The organism is Azonexus hydrophilus (assembly GCF_001956855.1).
In the GTDB taxonomy this organism is placed as follows: Bacteria; Pseudomonadota; Gammaproteobacteria; order Burkholderiales; family Rhodocyclaceae; genus Azonexus; species Azonexus hydrophilus_A.
The window spans coordinates 167,436-184,884 of the sequence record NZ_MTHD01000005.1 but is presented as its reverse complement, the minus strand read 5'-3'; the positions used below and the strand labels follow the sequence as shown (position 1 = coordinate 184,884).

At 64.0% G+C, this 17,449-nt stretch carries 20 protein-coding genes; 13 read left to right on the top strand and 7 right to left on the bottom strand.

The window, feature by feature from the left end; translation table 11 throughout:
* Window positions 1–31 precede the first annotated feature (31 nt).
* A complete protein-coding gene (gene tal / locus BJN45_RS14370) occupies window positions 32–1,069 on the top strand; it encodes a transaldolase (RefSeq protein ID WP_076096427.1) in 1,038 nt (345 codons plus the stop codon).
* A 17-nt stretch (window positions 1,070–1,086) separates the two neighbouring features.
* Here tal and BJN45_RS14365 read toward each other — a convergent pair whose 3' ends face one another.
* From BJN45_RS14365 to BJN45_RS14350, 4 genes are all read right to left on the bottom strand, one after another.
* Window positions 1,087–1,932, bottom strand: a complete 846-nt coding sequence (locus BJN45_RS14365; RefSeq protein ID WP_076096425.1) for an HDOD domain-containing protein — start codon at window positions 1,930–1,932, stop codon at window positions 1,087–1,089.
* A gap of 80 nt (window positions 1,933–2,012) precedes the next feature.
* On the bottom strand, window positions 2,013–2,327 hold the full coding sequence (locus BJN45_RS14360) for a YkgJ family cysteine cluster protein (protein WP_076096423.1): 315 nt from the start codon (window positions 2,325–2,327) through the stop codon (window positions 2,013–2,015).
* Entirely contained in the window at window positions 2,324–2,989 is a 666-nt protein-coding gene (trmB, locus tag BJN45_RS14355; RefSeq protein ID WP_076096421.1) for a tRNA (guanine(46)-N(7))-methyltransferase TrmB, read from the bottom strand. The genes BJN45_RS14360 and trmB overlap by 4 nt, the downstream gene beginning before the upstream one ends.
* Window positions 2,986–3,945: a tRNA dihydrouridine synthase gene (locus tag BJN45_RS14350; protein ID WP_076096419.1), complete on the bottom strand. Its 960-nt coding sequence runs from the start codon at window positions 3,943–3,945 to the stop codon at window positions 2,986–2,988. Before BJN45_RS14350 ends, trmB begins: the two co-directional genes overlap by 4 nt.
* Before the next feature lie 51 nt (window positions 3,946–3,996).
* Between BJN45_RS14350 and BJN45_RS14345 the strand changes: the two genes are divergently transcribed.
* The 3 genes from BJN45_RS14345 (at window position 3,997) to BJN45_RS14335 (ending at window position 5,594) form a co-directional block, all read left to right on the top strand.
* A complete protein-coding gene (locus BJN45_RS14345; protein WP_076096417.1) occupies window positions 3,997–4,434 on the top strand; it encodes a putative toxin-antitoxin system toxin component, PIN family in 438 nt (145 codons plus the stop codon).
* 91 nt (window positions 4,435–4,525) lie between these two features.
* Window positions 4,526–5,020 carry a Dps family protein gene (locus BJN45_RS14340; protein ID WP_076096415.1) on the top strand — a complete coding sequence of 165 codons (495 nt, stop codon included), beginning with the start codon at window positions 4,526–4,528 and terminating at the stop codon, window positions 5,018–5,020.
* Window positions 5,021–5,108: 88 nt separating this feature from the next.
* Window positions 5,109–5,594, top strand: coding sequence for an acyl-CoA thioesterase (locus BJN45_RS14335; protein WP_076096411.1), 486 nt, complete (start codon window positions 5,109–5,111; stop codon window positions 5,592–5,594).
* 21 nt (window positions 5,595–5,615) lie between these two features.
* Here BJN45_RS14335 and BJN45_RS14330 read toward each other — a convergent pair whose 3' ends face one another.
* Window positions 5,616–7,304, bottom strand: a complete 1,689-nt coding sequence (locus tag BJN45_RS14330; protein ID WP_083651321.1) for an inverse autotransporter beta domain-containing protein — start codon at window positions 7,302–7,304, stop codon at window positions 5,616–5,618.
* A gap of 145 nt (window positions 7,305–7,449) precedes the next feature.
* On the opposite strand from BJN45_RS14330, the gene BJN45_RS14325 reads away from it, so the two are divergent.
* Both BJN45_RS14325 and BJN45_RS14320 read left to right on the top strand, forming a co-directional pair.
* Entirely contained in the window at window positions 7,450–8,142 is a 693-nt protein-coding gene (locus tag BJN45_RS14325) for a response regulator transcription factor (RefSeq protein WP_076096407.1), read from the top strand.
* Window positions 8,139–10,028 carry a sensor histidine kinase gene (locus tag BJN45_RS14320; RefSeq protein WP_076096405.1) on the top strand — a complete coding sequence of 630 codons (1,890 nt, stop codon included), beginning with the start codon at window positions 8,139–8,141 and terminating at the stop codon, window positions 10,026–10,028. Before BJN45_RS14325 ends, BJN45_RS14320 begins: the two co-directional genes overlap by 4 nt.
* 65 nt (window positions 10,029–10,093) lie before the next feature.
* Here the strand turns inward: BJN45_RS14320 and yaaA are convergent, their stop codons facing one another.
* Window positions 10,094–10,867, bottom strand: coding sequence for a peroxide stress protein YaaA (gene yaaA, locus BJN45_RS14315; RefSeq protein WP_076096403.1), 774 nt, complete (start codon window positions 10,865–10,867; stop codon window positions 10,094–10,096).
* Window positions 10,868–10,945: 78 nt separating this feature from the next.
* On the opposite strand from yaaA, the gene BJN45_RS14310 reads away from it, so the two are divergent.
* From BJN45_RS14310 to bioD, 7 genes are read left to right on the top strand one after another with little or no spacing between them, the layout of a single operon-like run.
* On the top strand, window positions 10,946–12,118 hold the full coding sequence (locus BJN45_RS14310; protein WP_076096401.1) for a DUF2863 family protein: 1,173 nt from the start codon (window positions 10,946–10,948) through the stop codon (window positions 12,116–12,118).
* Entirely contained in the window at window positions 12,118–13,464 is a 1,347-nt protein-coding gene (gene bioA, locus BJN45_RS14305; RefSeq protein ID WP_076096399.1) for an adenosylmethionine--8-amino-7-oxononanoate transaminase, read from the top strand. Before BJN45_RS14310 ends, bioA begins: the two co-directional genes overlap by 1 nt.
* Window positions 13,461–13,811, top strand: coding sequence for a GlpM family protein (locus BJN45_RS14300; RefSeq protein ID WP_076096397.1), 351 nt, complete (start codon window positions 13,461–13,463; stop codon window positions 13,809–13,811). Before bioA ends, BJN45_RS14300 begins: the two co-directional genes overlap by 4 nt.
* A 7-nt stretch (window positions 13,812–13,818) precedes the next feature.
* Entirely contained in the window at window positions 13,819–14,985 is a 1,167-nt protein-coding gene (bioF, locus tag BJN45_RS14295; protein WP_076096395.1) for an 8-amino-7-oxononanoate synthase, read from the top strand.
* Entirely contained in the window at window positions 14,982–15,695 is a 714-nt protein-coding gene (locus BJN45_RS14290) for an alpha/beta fold hydrolase (RefSeq protein ID WP_076096393.1), read from the top strand. Before bioF ends, BJN45_RS14290 begins: the two co-directional genes overlap by 4 nt.
* Window positions 15,688–16,452, top strand: a complete 765-nt coding sequence (gene bioC / locus BJN45_RS14285) for a malonyl-ACP O-methyltransferase BioC (protein ID WP_083651320.1) — start codon at window positions 15,688–15,690, stop codon at window positions 16,450–16,452. The genes BJN45_RS14290 and bioC overlap by 8 nt, the downstream gene beginning before the upstream one ends.
* Window positions 16,449–17,111 (top strand): dethiobiotin synthase, encoded by a 663-nt coding sequence (bioD, locus tag BJN45_RS14280; RefSeq protein ID WP_076096391.1) that lies wholly within the window; start codon window positions 16,449–16,451, stop codon window positions 17,109–17,111. Before bioC ends, bioD begins: the two co-directional genes overlap by 4 nt.
* On the opposite strand, the gene BJN45_RS14275 is transcribed toward bioD, so the two are convergent.
* On the bottom strand, window positions 17,100–17,447 hold the full coding sequence (locus BJN45_RS14275) for an Hpt domain-containing protein (RefSeq protein WP_076096390.1): 348 nt from the start codon (window positions 17,445–17,447) through the stop codon (window positions 17,100–17,102). The two genes, bioD and BJN45_RS14275, sit on opposite strands and share 12 nt — an antisense overlap.
* Window positions 17,448–17,449: the final 2 nt, after the last annotated feature.

The window sequence follows — 17,449 nt, the reverse complement described above, 5'->3', positions numbered from 1 at the left end:
GACTTGCGTTTTTGTTTACGGACGACCCGCCATGTCCCGCATTGCAGCGATTTCCCGACTCGGCCAGCAGATCTGGCTCGACAACCTTTCCCGCCAACTGCTGGAGTCCGGCGAACTGGCCCGCTGGATCGCCGACGATGCCATCGCCGGCGTCACATCCAATCCAGCCATTTTCTACAACGCCATCCGTACCGATGCCGGCTACCAGGCAGCCACGGCGGCACTGAAAAATACTGCGGTCGACGCCGAAAAACGCTTCGAAACGCTGGTCCTGCCGGATGTGCGCAAGGCTTGCGACCTGTTCCTGGCGCACCACGAACAGAATGCCGGTGCCGCCGGCTTCGTCAGCTTCGAGGTTTCGCCGACGCTGGCCGATGATGCTGCCGGCACGCTGGCCGCCGCCCGTCGCCTGTGGGCGGAAATCGACCGGCCGAACGCGATGATCAAGATTCCGGCAACCCAGGCCGGCCTGACGGCGATTGCCGACGCCATTGCCGACGGCATCAACATCAACGTCACGCTGATCTTCTCATCCGGCCAACTGGCCGATGTCCAGGCCGCCTACCGGGCCGGCATCGAACGCCGTTTTGCCGCCGGTTTGCCGGTCGACCGCATCGCGTCGGTAGCCAGCGTCTTCATCAGCCGTCTGGACAGCCTGCTCGATCCGAAACTGCCCGCCGAACTCCAGGGCAAGACGGCCATCGCCATGGCCCGCCAGGCTTACGCCGACTGGCAGCAGGCTCCGGCCCTGCCCGGCAACGCCCGCCAGCAGATGTTGCTGTGGGCATCGACGTCGAGCAAGAACGCCAATTACCGCGATGTGATTTATGTCGAGCAACTGATCGGCGCCGGTACCGTCAACACCGTGCCTGACGCGACGCTGGCCGCCTTCCGCGATCATGGCGAAGCAGCCGCCACACTGGGCAGCGATGCCGCAGGTGCCGCGCATCAACTGGCAGCAGTTACCGCACTTGGCATCGATCTCGATGCCGTCGGCGAGGAATTGCAGGTCGCCGGCCTGAAGCAGTTCGACGAAGCCTTCGCCAAACTGCTCGACCTGGTACGCTGACCGCTGACTGGCGGGGCCTAGCCCAGCCAGTCGCGCAGATCCTCGATCAGATCGTCAATGGCGACAAGCGATAGATTGAAGAAGGCGCAGGCAGCGGGGCCGGCCTTGGCCCATTCGTGCTCGCCATCGCCCTGGGTATGCAGGCGGATGATGTGTTCGGCCAGCACGCTGACCGCTATCTGTGCCTGAACAACCTGTGAAAATTCCTGCGGCCGGACCAGAACAGTGTAGTCGTGGTGGCGCATGATTGCGTCCGCCACCTCGCTCGGCAAACGCCAGCGACGTGCGAGAAAATAACCGACCACCGCATGATTGGTCCCCAAGCGCATGTCCTCGACCTGCGTGAAACTCGCGTCCTCGGCAGCATTGGCTTCGGCCAGCACTTCCTTTGTCTGGGGAAAACGGCGCATCAGCAGCGGAATGCCACAATCGTGAAACAAGCCGAAGGTATAAGCAATATCCGGGCGGACGCAGCGCAGCCGACGGGCAATTTCGGCTGACAGGCGCGCGGTCTGTGCCGAACTTTCCCAGAAACGCTCCAGCCCGGCGTCGGTCTTGCCCGACATCGCCACCTTCAGCAATTGCGAAACCACCAGATTGAAAACCTGGCGCGTACCCAGCACGTTCAGCGCCTGGGTGATCGACGACAACTTGTGCCCGGTGGAAAACGCCGGCGAATTGGCAATCTGCATGACGTGCCCGGAGAGCGCCACGTCCTTGGTGATCAGGCGCGCCAACTCACGCTGATCGGGTTCATCCTTCTTCAATTCGGCGTCAAGCTCGACCAGCACGGCGGGGCAAGGCGGGATGTCCACGCCATTGAGCATGGTCTGCAACTGTTTTTCTTCTGAGACGGCGTTCATTTTTTTTTGATCTCCAGAGTCGCCCGAGAGATTAACGTTTTACGGCGCGGGAAGAAATATAACGAAAGTAATAGACACACCTAAATCGACATCCCATGGCGTTGCCTGGCACGCAGGCAAGCCGCGTGCTCAACGTCGAACTCCCGGCACGGCGAAGGCCTTTCGTCGTAAATCGTGCACCTGACCGCCTGACCGATCTCTCCGGCCAGCGCCACGCAGCGCGGCGCGGCGTCATCGGTGCCGCACATGCGCACGACGGCCGGCGTCACCGGCACCGTCATCGCCGATGGCACGCCCTGCCCCCAGGCAAAAGCACCACCGGCCAGCTCTGCCGGGTGAAAATCGACGCGGAAGCTGGCGCAGCAGGCGCCGCAGGACTGGCAGATGCTGCTCATCCCAGATCCACCCGGCAACGCCACAGGCCATGGCCGGAGGCGAGGTATTTCTTCTCGAACGGCGTCATCGGATCGTCGGTCGCATAAGTCTCGGCCAGGACCGGCTCGCCGCTCAACAGGCTAAGCGCCTGCGCCATTTCCTCGATATAGATGGCCCAGTTGCTGCGGCATTCGACGATGCCGCCCAGTTCGCGCCATACCGGGAAAACCGCGTGCCCGTGCCAGCGCCGGGCCAGGTGGCCGATCTTCGGCCACGGGTTCGGGTACAGGTTGTAGTGCCGCGCCAGCCGGATACCGTTATCTGCCAGCAGACGCCAGAAGTCGACCAGGTCGGCGCGCACCAGCGTGGCGTTGGCCGGCAAGGGCAGCGGCTTGCCGCGATTGATGCGGTCGACCGACTGATCAACGCCAAAAACGAAATGATCGGGAAAATCGGCAGCGATGCGCAGCGTACTCCAACCGACGCCGCAACCGGCATCGACAATCAGCGGCGCCTGCGGATTCCAGGCGTCGCGTACCGCCAGCGCAGCGGCGAAGGCTTCACGGTTGTAATCGGCCAGCGGCTTGCGGAAGGGATGCGCCAGATGGCGGCGCAACAGATCGTCGAGATCGCCATGCGGTCCGGACTGGGCGCTGCTGATGAAACGAGAATTCCCGCTCATGCGACGAGCGGCCTTTCGCGCAGGATGCCCTCGGCGAGCAGCAGCGCATCGATATCGTCCGCCTCCTTGACCGGGCGCAGCCGGTCGTGCAGCAGGCCGGCTTCCGGGTAGTTGCGGCGTACCAGCGCCAGCCACTGCTTGATGCGCCCGCCCGCGTGCTCGGGCAACACCTTGCACCGCACGCCCTGCCAGTAGGCGGCGACGCACGGCACCACCGCCGCCCAGCCGCCCAGGTCATGACCACGGATGCGCTGCGCCAGCAGCGGATCGGCAACGGCACCACGGCCGAGCATGATGTCGGCACAGGCCGTCGCCGCGCGACAGGCGTTGTAGTCATCAACCGTCCACACCTCGCCGTTGGCGATGATCGGAATGTCGATATTCTCGCGGATGCGCGCGATCCACTCCCAGCGCGCCGGCGGCCGGTAACCATCGACCCGGGTGCGCGCATGCACGATCAGTTCGTCGATGCCGCCAGCCTGCAGCGCCTGCGCGCAGGCGACGGCCAGGCTGGTGTCGTCGATACCGAGACGCATCTTGGCGGTGAATGGGATGTGTACCGGCACCTCGGCGCGAACTGCGGCGACGATGCGCTGCAGCAGTTCCGGTTCACCGAGCAGCGCCGAACCGCCGCGATGGCGGACGACCGTCGGCGCCGGGCAGCCGAAGTTGATGTCGACGCCGGCCGGGTCAAGCGTCACCAGGCGGCGCGCATTGGCCGCCATCAATTCGGGATCGGAACCGAGCAGTTGCACGCGCATCGGTGTCCCCGATTCGGTCCGGCTGCCGTTGAGCAATTCCGGACAAATCCGTTGGAAGGTTTTCTCCGGCAGCACATTGTTCGACACCCGTACGAATTCGCAGATCCCCCAGTCGTAACCGCCGACCGCCGTCAGCACGTTCCGCAATAGCGGATCGGCGAGGCCCTCCAGCGGGGCGAGGAGAATTCGGGACATCGGCAAACTTTCGGCAAATGCTTGAAAAGGCGCGCATTATAATCCCGCCCCATGTTACGCATCGTCCTCGACACCAACGTTGTTCTTGACCTCTTCCACTGGGCCAATGTGGATGCGGTGCCAATCATGGCCGCGCTGGAAGCCGGGCGCATCGAATGCCTGGTCGACGAAAGCACGCTCGACGAGTTGCGCCGCGTCCTGACCTACCCGCAACTGAAGCTGACGCCGGACATGATCGCCGAGCGCTACGCGCGCTACAGCGCATTGGTCACCGTCATTCCCGCCGGCGAAGCGGCTCCCCTGCCCCGCTGCAAGGACCGCGACGACCAGAAATTCCTCGAACTGGCCGAGCGCAGCGGCGCCGACCTACTGGTCAGCAAGGACAAGGCGCTGCTGAAGCTGCGCGGGCGTACCAAGCTGGCATTCCGCATCATGAAACCGAAGGATGCTTCGCTGCTGCTCAATGAGCCTGGGCAATCTCTCCGATAGTCTTGTTCCATTGGCATGCCCGGCGGGATATGCGCTATATTTGGTCAAGACAGCCTCAGCAAACCCGCAGCATGAATTCAGGAGAACCGTCATGAGCACCAAGAAAACCAAAGCCCCGAGCATCGACATCGGCATTTCCGACGCCGACCGCAAGAAGATTGTCGCCGGCCTCTCCGGCCTGCTCGCCGACAGCTACACGCTGTACCTGATGACCCACAACTTCCACTGGAACGTCAAAGGCCCGCAGTTCAACAGCCTGCACGTGATGTTCATGGGCCAGTACACCGAACAGTGGAACGCGCTTGACCTAATCGCCGAGCGCATCCGCGCGCTGGGTTTCCCGGCACCGGGCACCTACAAGGAATTCGTCAAGTTGGCGACGATCAAGGAAGTCGAAGGCGTGCCAAGCGCCGACGACATGGTCCGTCATCTGGTAGCCGCCCAGGAAGCCACTGCCCGCACCGCACGCAAACTCTTCCCGGTGGTTGCCGAAGCCGACGACCAGCCGACTGCCGACCTGCTGACGCAGCGTCTGGAAGTCCATGAAAAGACCGCGTGGATGCTGCGCAGCCTGCTCGAAGACTGAGGATTTTTGCCGGATTCTTCCGGTCGACCGCAGCAAGGGCAGGATTTTCATCCTGCCCTTTTTTCATCCGCAGCACGAAAGCCCGACGATGCACCTGCCCCAGCACCAACTCGCGATGACCGTCCTGATGACGCCGGACATGGCCAATTTCTCCGGCAATGTTCACGGCGGCACCATCCTCAAACTGCTTGACCAGGTCGCCTACGCCTGCGCCGCCCGCTACGCCAGCGAATACGTGGTGACCCTGTCGGTCGACCAGGTGATGTTCCGCCAGGCCATCCACGTCGGCGAACTGGTGACCTTCCTTGCCTCGGTCAATTACACCGGCAACACCTCGATGGAAATCGGCGTCAAGGTGCTGACCGAGGACATCCGCGCCAAGGTCATCCGCCACGCCAATTCCTGCTTCTTCACGATGGTCGCCGTCGACGCCGACGGCAAGCCGACGCCGATCCCGCCGCTTACACCAAGCACGCCCGAGGAAACCCGCCGCTACCAGGCAGCGCAGGTACGCCGCGAACTGCGCAAGGAGTTCGAAGGACGGATGCGGGCGCTGATGCCGCAAACCACCTGAAGGCGGCCGGGCAAAAAGCATTTACGGGCAGTGCGTAGCGTCGGTGAAAACGACGCTGCCGGATAGGCTGGTGCCGTTGCAAGTGCCGCTGCCGCGGATGTTACCGGTTGAGTCGGCGGTGATGGTTGTATTGGCGCCGGACCACACCAGATAATTGGCGGTGCCGCCGCTGGCGCTTAGTGAGTTGCCGCTGACAGTAACCGTACTGGCGTTGGTGCTGGCGATTGCCATCATGTTCGTGGCGCCACCACTACCAGTGGCGCTGATGGTGTTGCCGCTGATCGTGGCAGTTGTGTTCAGGCCAATAGTGATACCTGTAGCGGCATTGGCCCCGCTCTGGGTGACAGAAATGACGTTGCCGGTGATATGTACGCCGGTCGAGCCATCAGCAACCAGAACTGCACGGCCGCCGCCGCCGCTGTACGCATTGCTGATGCTCAGGCCGGACAATTTGCCGCCGGCGTTGAGTTGAATGGTCGAGGTCGCGTTAACGCCGTTGATGGCCGCGCCGGTATTGACAGTTGCGGTATGGCCGGAAGCGGTGCGCACACTCAGCGTACCGGTCAGCGTTTGGCCGATTTGCGTCGAGACCAGCGTGTTGCCGGTGTTGAAAACGCCAGATAGCAGCACCGTCGAGTCGTTGCCGGCCGCGCTCACTGCCGCGCCCAGCGCGGCGCCGGTCGGCGCTGCATCACTGGTGACGAGGGTAAAGGCTTGGCCGTTGGCGGTGGTCGTGGCGGTTTCGACCTGGCGGGAGGCAACGTGGCTTTGCGTCACCACATCCACGTCGCGGACGATGGGCGCGGTCATGCGGCGTGCCTGGGCTGACAGCGTGCTGCGCGACTGAGCGACCTTGCCAAGCGGAATGCGCAAACGCATCGAGAGGAACTGCTGGTCACCACGCGCGCTGTCATGCTGCGCCTCGGCACCGAGGAACAGGGCTGAGCCGCGCCCGAACCAGGGCAGGTCATCGAAAGCCAGCTCAACGCGGGCGCGCGGGCCTTCGACCTTGATGCCGGCATCGCTGAAACGGTAGCCGCCAAAATAGACGCGCAGTTGTCGTCCGGCTTCTGAATCGAAGATGGGCAGGCGCCAGCCGGCTTCCACGTCGAAGCCCTGCAACGAGCGCTCCTCGTAGTCCAGTGTGGTGATTTGCACAGTGCTGCCAGCGACGGCGGCCATACTGGTGCTGCCCAGTTTGTGGCCACGCGTACCAACAGGCACGTAGGCATTGGCGCGCAGATCGAAATCACGGCCCAGAGCCTCCAGACCGACGGTGGCCTGGTTATAGTAAAAATTGGTTGCCGACGAGCGACGGCGGTCGAAATAGCCGTAAGCGCCGATATTCCAGCCATTCTCCAGCATGTGCCGGACACCCAGACCAAAGTTACCCTCACGGCTGCCTTGGTCATCGACCCGCGTACGCACGTTGGCAAAGTAAAGCACACGGGCGCCCTGAGCGAGCGGCAGAAATAGATCTGCCTCGCCAAGATGGCGGCGGTTGCCGGCCTTGGCCTCAACGTCGAGATGAGCACCCCAGGTGTCGCCGTCTGCCCACGTGGGCAGGGTGAAACCGACAGAGAGAAGCAGAAGTAGGTATTTGAACGAGTTAGTGATGGACATGGTGTTTTTTTGCATATTTTGACAGTCGACCGTCAAATCCTGCTGCGCCGCTCCGGCGACTGATGCGCCTGGCCGGTCGGTAGACATGACGTTTCAGCTTGAGAACGGGTGATTCTAAGGAATCTGTTATGTCTTTTGGCTGATTAGTTTCTGTCAAATCCTGTCAAACCCTGTCATTCCACAAGAACCCAACTACACTGCGTCGATCGTTTCGCTCTTTTTCGGCATACGCATGCGCCCCCCCTATCTCGTCGCTGTTGTGGAAGACAACCCCGGCCTACTTGCCGATTTGGTCGAATTCCTGATCATGCGTGGCTTCGCGGCGCAAGGTTTCGACAGCGCTGAAGCTTTCTTCCATATCTGGCCAGCGACGACTTTCGATTTACTGCTGCTCGATGTGGCGCTGCCTGGCGCCAGTGGGCTGGAGATCGCACAGCGCGTGCGGGTAAAGGACGCTGTGGGGATCGTCATGCTGACGGCACTGGATGCCAACGACGATCATGTACTGGGGTTGGGTGCCGGTGCTGATGTCTATCTATCCAAACGCAGTTCCCTTGAGGTGATCGAGGCGGCCTGCCACAGCGTGCTGCGCCGGGTAGATCGGCCCGAGCCGCCAGCCGGCGCCTGGCGTCTAAATGCCCGGCAGTGGCGCCTGGAAGCACCGAACGGCACCCAGCTCGAACTGACGCATGCCGAGGTGGGGCTGCTCTCAACACTTTTCGAACGGCCGGGCCTGGCCATCGGGCGCGAGGAATTGTTAACTTGTCTGGGCAAGCCGGAAACCCTGTCCAACCTGCGCAACCTCGACAATACGGCCAGTCGCCTGCGACGCAAGGTACAGGCGGCCTGCGGCCTGGAACTGCCGGTGCGGCCAAGCTACGGCAAGGGCTACACCTTCATCGGAGGCTGCGAGGTGATGGAATGAAGCGCCGGATTGCCTGTTTTTTCGTTGCGCTAACGATCTGGCTGCTGGCCGGTCCGGCTGTCGCGACCACGCTGTCGCTGACTGCCGAGACACCACGCGTGTCGCTTGAGGGCCGCCTGGAACATTTTGCGGATGCCGGCCAAAACTTCTCCTTCGAAGCCGTCCAAGCACAGCCATTTTCCCCGCTGCCCGATTTTCGCAGCCTGGGTTACGGTACCGATGCCCACTGGTTCCGCGTCAAGCTTGATCGCGCCACCGGCGCCCCGCCCCACTGGGTCTTATCCATTGGCATGCCGGAACTGGAGGAGGTAGATATCTGGGTGGAATTACCGCAGGGCAGCTTCCAGCACCATGCACTGGGCTATCACCGACCCTACGACGAGCGACCGTTGCAGACTCGGCTGTTTGCCGTACCCTTCGAACTAGCAGAGCACACGACCATCTATTTTCGTGTGCGCACGACCAACGCCATCCTCGTCATGGCCGAACTATGGCAGCCCAGCGCCTTCGTCGCCAACGAGACCGAAGTCAATTTCCATCGCGGCATCTACTTCGGCATCCTGCTGGTTGCCATACTGCTCTACGCCATTCTCGGCGCCCGACTACACGACGTGACCATGGCCGCCTATGCCGGCTACGTGGCCTCGCAAACCCTGTTTCACCTTGGCACCAATGGCTACCTGCCAGTGCTTTTTTCCTCACACCTACCCTGGTTTACCGATGCATTGCCGCGTATCGGCTGGCTGGGCGGGGCGATTTCCATCGTACTGATGTGGGACCGCCTACTCAATCTACGCACACATTTCCCGCACATCCATCGCCTGTATCAGTTCACCATCTTCCTCAACCTGGCCCTGCTGCCCTTTGCACTGATGCCTTTCCTAGTGCGAGCGGAAGTGCTCTACGTGGTCAAACTGGCAAATTACCTGAACATCCTGAACTTCTTCATCAGCATGGGTCTGCTGCTGATTTTCTGGTGGCGCAAGCGGCGAATCGAACTGGTGCTCTATTTCATCGCCTTCGTCATCCCGGCACTGGGCACACTGGTCAACACCGCCGCCAATCAGGGCTATCTGTCACAGAACGCGATCACATCGAATCTCTACCTGATCGCGCCGCTGGTGCACGTGTTAGTGATGAGTTTCGGCCTGGCGCTACGCCTGCGCCAGTTGCAGCACGACAAGGCGACAGCCGAGCAAGAGGCTGCCGTGACGTCTCAGCGCGCCGAGGAGCAGCGGCGCTTCGTCGCCATGCTCTCGCACGAATTTCGCAATCCGCTGGCGGCCATCGACCGAGCCACGCAGATGCTGCAGATCAAGATGCCTGTGTTGCCGCCCCCAGAAAAGCAACGCCTGACGCAGATTCGCGCCAACGTGGCGACGCTGTCCGGCTTCGTCGACAATTTCCTGATGACCGAGGCTCTCGATCGTGGCAGCCTGCCCATGACGCGCGAAGTTTGCCCCCTGCTCCCCTTGCTGCAGCAAAACATCCATCAGTTGGGAGAGAGTGCGACGGAGCGGGTAGTCCTGCAGGTACTGCCGGAAACGGCAAGCTTTTCCCTCGATCCGACGCTGATTGGCGTAGCCATCAGCAATCTGCTGAACAATGCGTTGCGTTATTCACCTGAGGGCAGTCCAGTCAAACTGCTGGCCCATCTGAAGGAGGATGTCCTTTATCTGACGATAAGCGATACCGGGCCCGGCCTGAGCGATGAAGAACTGATCAAACTCGGCTCGCCCTATTTTCGGGCTGCGAGTTCGCTGGGCAAGAAAGGCAGTGGCCTAGGCCACCACTTTGCCCGGCGTATCATCGAAGCGCACGGCGGCTCCTTGAGGACTGAATCGCCACCCAGCGGGGGACTGCGCGTAGAGATACGGGTGCCTTGACTGAGGCCCGGTTTTTGACCGAATACTGCGGTCGACTGCGAAAAACCGCCGATATTCCGCCCGCTTCACTCCTGCCGCCGCCTGAACACCCAGTTCCTGTCGTCCGAGGCTTCCGGCGCGAAGGCGTAGCCGTCGCTGTCGAAGTCCTTCAGTCCTTCCGGCGTTTGCAGGCGGTTGACCACCGCGTAGCGCGTCATCAGCCCGCGTGCGCGCTTGGCAAAGAAGCTGATGATCTTGTACTTGCCGTTCTTCCAGTCCTCGAACACCGGCTGGATCAGTTCGCCCTTGAACTTGCGGCCGACGGCGGCCTTGAAATATTCCTCGGACGCGAGGTTGACCGCAACAGGCCGCGACAGCGTGTCGAGTTCGGCGTTGATCGCGTCGAGCAGCGTCTCGCCCCAGAAGGCGTAGAGGTCCTTGCCGGCTTCGTTGCGGAACTTCGTCCCCATTTCCAGCCGGTAGGGCTGCATCAGGTCGAGCGGCTTGAGGATGCCGTAGAGGCCGGACAGGATGCGGACGTGCTGCTGGGCGAAGTCGAGATCGGCGGCGGACAGCGTCTTCGCCGACAGGCCATCATAGACATCGCCATCAAACGCGAGCACGGCCTGCTTGGCGTTTTCGGGCGTAAACGGCAGCGACCAGTCGGCGTAGCGGTTGAAATTGAGCAGCGCCAGCGGGTCGGACAGGTCCATCAGATTGGCGATGTCGGCCGGCGACAGCGCGCGCAACTGGCGGATCAGCGCCTGCGAGCGGTCGGGGAAAGCCGGCTGCGTGTGCGTTGCAACATGCGGCGGCGTCTTGAAATCCAGCGATTTTGCCGGGGAAAGGAAGAGCAGCATTTTCGACTTCCATGAGGTTTGTGCTGTGCGTCATTTTACCGGCTGGTAAAATCTCTCCTTTGAATTTTTGGAATCTCCATGAAACGTACCCGTTTCGGCGCGCGCGACCGTCTTTCGCGCGACGCGGCAGAACTGCAACGACTGGCCGCCGGCCTGTCGGAATCCGGCGGCAAGCTGGAAGATGCCTACTGGGAGAGCCAGCTGGCCGAAACTGTCGACGGCCTGCTGAAGAACGGCGCCGAGGATGACATCAATATCGCGCTCGACCGCCTGTTCGAGGCCAATCCGCGCGCCCACGACGAACTCGCCGACATGGTCGAGTCGCGTGCCGAAACCAATCGCCTCGACGCCGCTGGCCAGGCCTGGGACATTCAGCTGTTCGCGGCGCCCATCCTGGCCTGGTCGCGTTTCTCGATTGCCGCCAGCGCGTTGCCGAAGAGCACGCTGCAGGCGCTCGCCGTGCAGCTTGGCGCGCATGTCTTCGGCAGCGACGCCAAACTCGCCGTTGCCGACTTCCTGTTCAGCCCGGATCAGTTGCCGCGCAGTTTCTGCGACACCTGGCAACTGACCCGCGAACTCGGTGAAGCTGCGCTGGCCGGCAAGCATCTTGCGGTCGACGCCTCGCAAATGGCCGAAACCAACCGTTTCCTGTCGGACGTCCGCTACCTCATCGGCGCCATCGCCGTGCCGCGCGGCGGCGCGCTGTTCCGCTGGAACGAGAAGGACGGCAGCAAGGAAGAAGCGCTCAAGGAATGGCTCAAGCAGGGCAGCCCCAGCCTCGAGCCGCTGCTCACCGGCTGCGCCTGGCAGCCGCTGCTGCCGGATTCATACCACGCCGGCTGCCGCAACGCCGACCGCGCCTCGCGCCCGTACTCGGTCAAGGCGTCGATCGCCTTCCTGCAGACCACGCTCGGCCTGATGCCCGACGCCATCCGCGCCGTCATCGGCCCGTGCTACGACCGGCGGATGGAGGAATACCGCGTCGGCCTCGGCCCGAATGACAGCGACACCGTCTATCACGGCATCGTCTGGCCGCTGCTCGGCGGCGAGGACGAAAGCACCGATGCCGCCGGCGAGATCGAAGCCGCACTGCGCGAAGCCGGGGTCAAGGAAGTGCGCTTCCTCGACCACCATTTCCCGATGGAATTCTGCGACGACTGCGGCGCGCCGATGTTCCCCAACATCGACGGCGAACTGGTGCATGCCGAAATGCCGGAGCAGGCATCGACCACCTCGCCGCACCTGCATTGATGCGCGGAGCGGGCAACGCCGACTGGCTGGCGCGCAGCCAGGCTGCCGTCTGGCACCCGTGCACGCAGATGCGCCACCACGCCGACACGGCGTCGCCGGCGCATCTGCCGCTGATCCCGATCGCCCGTGGCGAAGGCGCCTGGCTTTACGATTTCGACGGCCGGCGCTACCTCGACGGCATCAGTTCGTGGTGGACCAACCTGTTCGGCCACGCCAACCCGCGCATCAACGCCGCCCTGACGGAACAGCTGGCAACGCTCGAACACGTGATGCTCGCCGGCTTCACGCACCAGCCGGTGGTCGAGCTTTCCGAACGTTTGTCGGCGTTGACCGCAGGATCGCTCGGCCACGCCTTCTACGCCTCCGACGGCGCTTCGGCGACCGAAATCGCGCTGAAGATGAGCTTTCATTACTGGCGCAACGTCGGCCGCCCTGAGAAGGCGGAGTTCCTCTGCCTCGCCGGCAGCTACCACGGCGAGACGGTCGGCGCGCTGGCGGTCACCGATGTGGCGATTTTCAAGGACGCCTACGCGCCGCTGGTCCGCCACGCGGCGCATGTCCTGCCATCGCCCGATTTCCGTCTGGCCGAAGCAGGTGAAACGCCGGCCGACGTCGCCCGCCGTGCCGCCGCCGGCCTTGCCGACTGGCTGGAGAAAAACGGCGCACGCACCGCCGCGCTGATCGTCGAACCGCTGGTGCAAGGCGCCGCCGGCATGGCGATGTACGACCCGGAATACCTGCGCCTGGCCCGCCAGTTGTGCGACCGGCACGAGGTGCATCTGATCTGCGACGAAATTGCTGTTGGTTTTGGCCGCACCGGCACTTTCTTCGCCCATGAGCAGGCCGACATCCGGCCCGACCTGATGTGCCTGTCGAAAGGCATTTCCGGCGGTTACCTGCCGCTGTCGGTCGTCCTGAGCAGCGACAGCATCTACGCCGCCTTCCTCGACGATTCGGTCGCCCGCGCCTTCCTGCACTCGCATTCCTACACCGGCAACGCGCTCGCCTGCCGCGCCGCGCTGGCGACGCTGGACATTTTTGCGCAGGACGACGTTATTGCGGTCAACCGGCAAAAATCGGTAAAAATCGGTGCCGCGCTGGCGCCGCTGGCCGACCATCCGCACGTAAAGCACCTGCGTCAGCATGGCATGATCGCCGCCTTCGACGTCGCCACCGACGACCCGCACTTCTCGCGCAAGTTCTACCGCGCCGCACTGGACAACGAAGCGCTGATCCGGCCGATCGGCAACACCGTTTACCTGATGCCACCCTACATCGTCAGCGATGACGAAATCACCCGCCTCGGCGCTGCCGTCGCCAACGCACTGGAGAGCGCACTGGCATGACCGGCCTGTTCCTCAAATCGCTGCTCGGCGCGCTGGCCGTACTGCTGATCGCGCTGCTGTCGCGCACCAAGAGCTTCTACATCGCCGGCCTGGTGCCGCTGTTTCCAACCTTCGCGCTGATCGCCCATTTCATCGTCGGCAGCGAACGCGGCACCGACGACCTGCGCGCCACGGCGCTGTTCGGCCTGTGGTCGCTGATTCCGTACGCCGTCTACCTGCTGGCCGTGTACTGGCTCAGCGTGCGCCTGTCGCTGACCCTGACGCTGGTCTCGGCGACCCTCGCCTGGCTGGCGGCGGCTGCGGTATTGCTGCTGCTGTGGGCCCGGCTCAACCCGCCACTGGCTTGAGGAAAGCATGTCCCTTGACGACCGCCTGAGCACAGAACTCGCCGAAATCGCCGCCGCCGGCCTGAGCCGCCGCCGGCGCGTGCTGGCCTCGCCCTGCGGCCGCATTGCTGCGGTCGACGGCCGGGAAATGCTCAATTTCGCCAGCAACGATTACCTCGGTCTGGCCGGCGATCCCGGGCTGGCCCGGGCAATGGCCGACGGCGCACTGGCCTGGGGCGCCGGCAGCGGTGCGGCGCATCTGGTCAGCGGCCATCTCGAACCGCATGAGGCGCTGGAGCAGGAACTCGCCGCCTTCACCGGCTTCCCGCGCACGCTGACGTTTTCCACCGGTTACCTGGCCAACCTGGCGGTCACGCCGACGCTGGCCGGGCGCGGCGATGCAGTCTTCGCCGACAAACTGAACCACGCCTCGCTGATCGACGCGATGCAACTGGCCAAGGCCAACGGCGCCGATGTCCAGCGCTATCCGCACAACGATGTCGGCGCGCTGAAACGCCTGCTCGCCGCCAGCACGGCGCGCAACAAACTGATCGTCACCGACGCGGTGTTCAGCATGGACGGCGACCTCGCGCCGCTGCCGGCGCTGCTGGCGCTGGCCGAGCGTTTCGACGCCTGGCTGGTGATCGACGATGCGCACGGCTTCGGCGTGCTCGGTGCGCAAGGCCGTGGCAGCCTGGCTCACTTCAACCTGCCGACGTCGCCACGCATCCTGCTGATGGGCACGCTGGGCAAGGCCGCCGGCGTCGGCGGTGCCTTCGTCGCCGGCTCGGCCACGGCCATCGATTACCTGCTCAACAAGGCCCGCAGCTACATCTTCACCACCGCCGCGCCGCCAGCCGTCGCCTGTGCGCTGCGCGCCAGCTTGCAGCGCATTGCCGGCGGCGAGGCGCTGCGCCGGCAGCTGTTCGCCAACGTTGCCCGTCTGCGCAGCGGCGTCGCCACCTTGCCGTGGACGCTGCCGGCATCGATAACGGCGATCCAGCCGCTGATCGTCGGCGACAACCAGGCCACGCTCGATCTGGCCCAGGCCCTGTGGTCACGCGGCCTGTGGGTGCCAGCCATCCGCCCGCCGACGGTGCCCCGGGGCACCGCCCGCCTGCGCATCTGCCTGTCGGCGGCCCATACACCGGACGACATCGACCGACTGGTCGCCACCTTGAAGGAACTCGCATGAACGCACCCCTGTTTTTCATCCCCGGCTGGTGTCTCGGCCGTGGCCCGCTGAATACTGCGGTCGACGCCCTGAATGGCCAGTTTTTCGACCTGCCGGGCTACCGCGAAACACCGCTGATCGACGATTTCACCGCCGCCACCGACGCCATCGCCAGCGCCCTGCCGGCGGGTGCAACGCTGGCCGGCTGGTCGATCGGCGCGCAACTGGCGCTGGCCGTCGCCGCCCGTCACCCGGAAAAGGTCGGCAAGCTGGTGCTGGTCGCCGGCACGGCGTCCTTCGTCCAGCGCGACGGCTGGCCCCATGCCATGCCGCAAGCCACGCTGGCTGAATTCACCACCGCCGTTGCCGCCGATGCGGCGGGCATGCTGCCGCGTTTCGTCGGCGGCTTCAACCGTGGCGACAGCCGGGCCAAGGACGTGACCCGCGAACTGCTGGCACTGGCCGACCCGCTGCCTGACGACGCAGTGCTGGCCAGCGGCCTGCGCTGGCTGCGCGACGTCGATCTGCGCGACGCCGCCGGTCAGGTCAAGGTGCCGACCCTGCTGCTCCACGGCGGCGCCGATCCGCTGATGCCGCCCGCCGCCGCGCAGGCGCTGACAGCGTTGATCCCGGGTGCCTGGCTGGAGATTTTCGCCGACTGCGCCCATGCGCCCTTCCTGTCGCGCCCGGACGAATTCATCACCAGCGTGCGCAATTTCCTGCATGACTAGACCGCCCCGGGCGCGCGTGCGCCAGTCGTTCGAACGCGCAGCCGCCACCTATGATGCGGCCGCCGGCGTTCAGCGCCTGATCTGCGACCGGCTGGCCGCAGCGCTGCCGGCCTGCGCGCCGGGCGGGCGCATTCTCGATGCCGGCTGCGGCACCGGCTATGCCCGAGGCTTGCTGCAACAACGTTTTCCGACCGGCGAAATCATCGCCCTCGACCTGTCGACCGCAATGTTGCAACGCATAGCCGCCCCCTGCCGACGCCTGGCCGGTGATCTCGAACAACTGCCGCTGACCGGTAATTGCATCGACCTCTACTGGTCCAGCCTGGCCGTGCAATGGTGCAACCTCGCGCAGGCGCTGGGCGAAGCCCGGCGGGTATTGCGCGGTGACGGTCATCTCGCGCTGGCCAGCCTGGGACCGGCGACCTTCCACGAATTGCGCACGGCCTTTGACGGCGTCGACGCACACCGCCACACCCTGAGCTTCCACAGTACCGACGAAGTCGCCACGCTGGCCAGGGCCGCCGGGTTTTCTGCGGTCAACATCGAAAATCACCGGGAAACCGCGTTCTATCCCGATCTGCGCAGCCTGCTGCTGGCGGTCAAGGCAGTTGGCGCCAACCAGCTCGGCGCCGGACGGCGCACCGGCCTGATGAGCCGTTCCGCGCTGGCCCGCGTCGAAGCCGCCTACGAAAACCTGCGCCAGCCCGCCGGTCTGCCGCTAAGCTACGACATCATTCACCTGCACGCCCAGCCATGACTACAGCCTTTTTCCTGACCGGTACCGACACCGATGTCGGCAAGACCCACGTTGCCTGTGCCCTGCTGCATCGCGCCCGCCGCGCCGGACGCACGGCCGTCGGCCTGAAACCGGTTGCCGCCGGCACCGACGAACGCGGCGACAACGACGATGTGCTGCGCCTGCGCGCCGCCAGCAGCCTGCAACTGCCAGCGGACATCGTCAATCCCTATTGTTTTGCGCCGGCCATCGCACCGCATATCGCGGCGGCCGAAGACGGCGTCGAAATCGATTTCGACCGCATCGCGGAAACCGTGCGCAGCGCCCGCCAGCAGGCGGATTTCGTCATCGTCGAAGGGGCTGGCGGCTTCTGCGTGCCGTTCGGCATCGACCGCAACGGCGCCGATCTCGCCGCCCAGTTGCAACTGCCGGTGATCCTGGTCGTCGGCATGCGCCTCGGCTGCCTGAATCATGCGTTGCTGACGGCGGAAGCGATTGCCGCCCGCGGGCTGATCATCGCCGGCTGGGTCGCCAACTGCGTGACGCCGGACATGCTGCGTTTCGACGAAAATCTGGCAACACTCGAGGAATTGCTGCTCGCGCCGCTGCTCGGCGTCGTTCCCTACCAGCCCGGTGCCGACCCGGAAGCTGCTTCCGACTTCCTGGAACTACCCGCCTGACTGCCCGCGCAAGACACCGGCAACTTCGCCGATACGGGCGACAACCGCGGTAACCAGGCTTGCCGCCTCGGCCTGTCTGCCGGCCCTGGCCTGCTGTTCCAGCGTGAAAGCCACAGCCGCGCCGGCATCGTCGGAAAAGGTGGCGAGCAGCCCCTTGACGGTATGCGCTTCGCGCTGCAACAGCGCCTGATCACCGGATGCGGCGGCTGCCTGCAAGGCCGCACAGTTGTTGTCGACATCCTGCAGGAACATGTCGAGCATCATTGAATAAATTTCCTCGTCACCGCCCAGCCTTTCCAGGATGACGGACTTGTCGAGAATGAAAGGTTTGATCATGC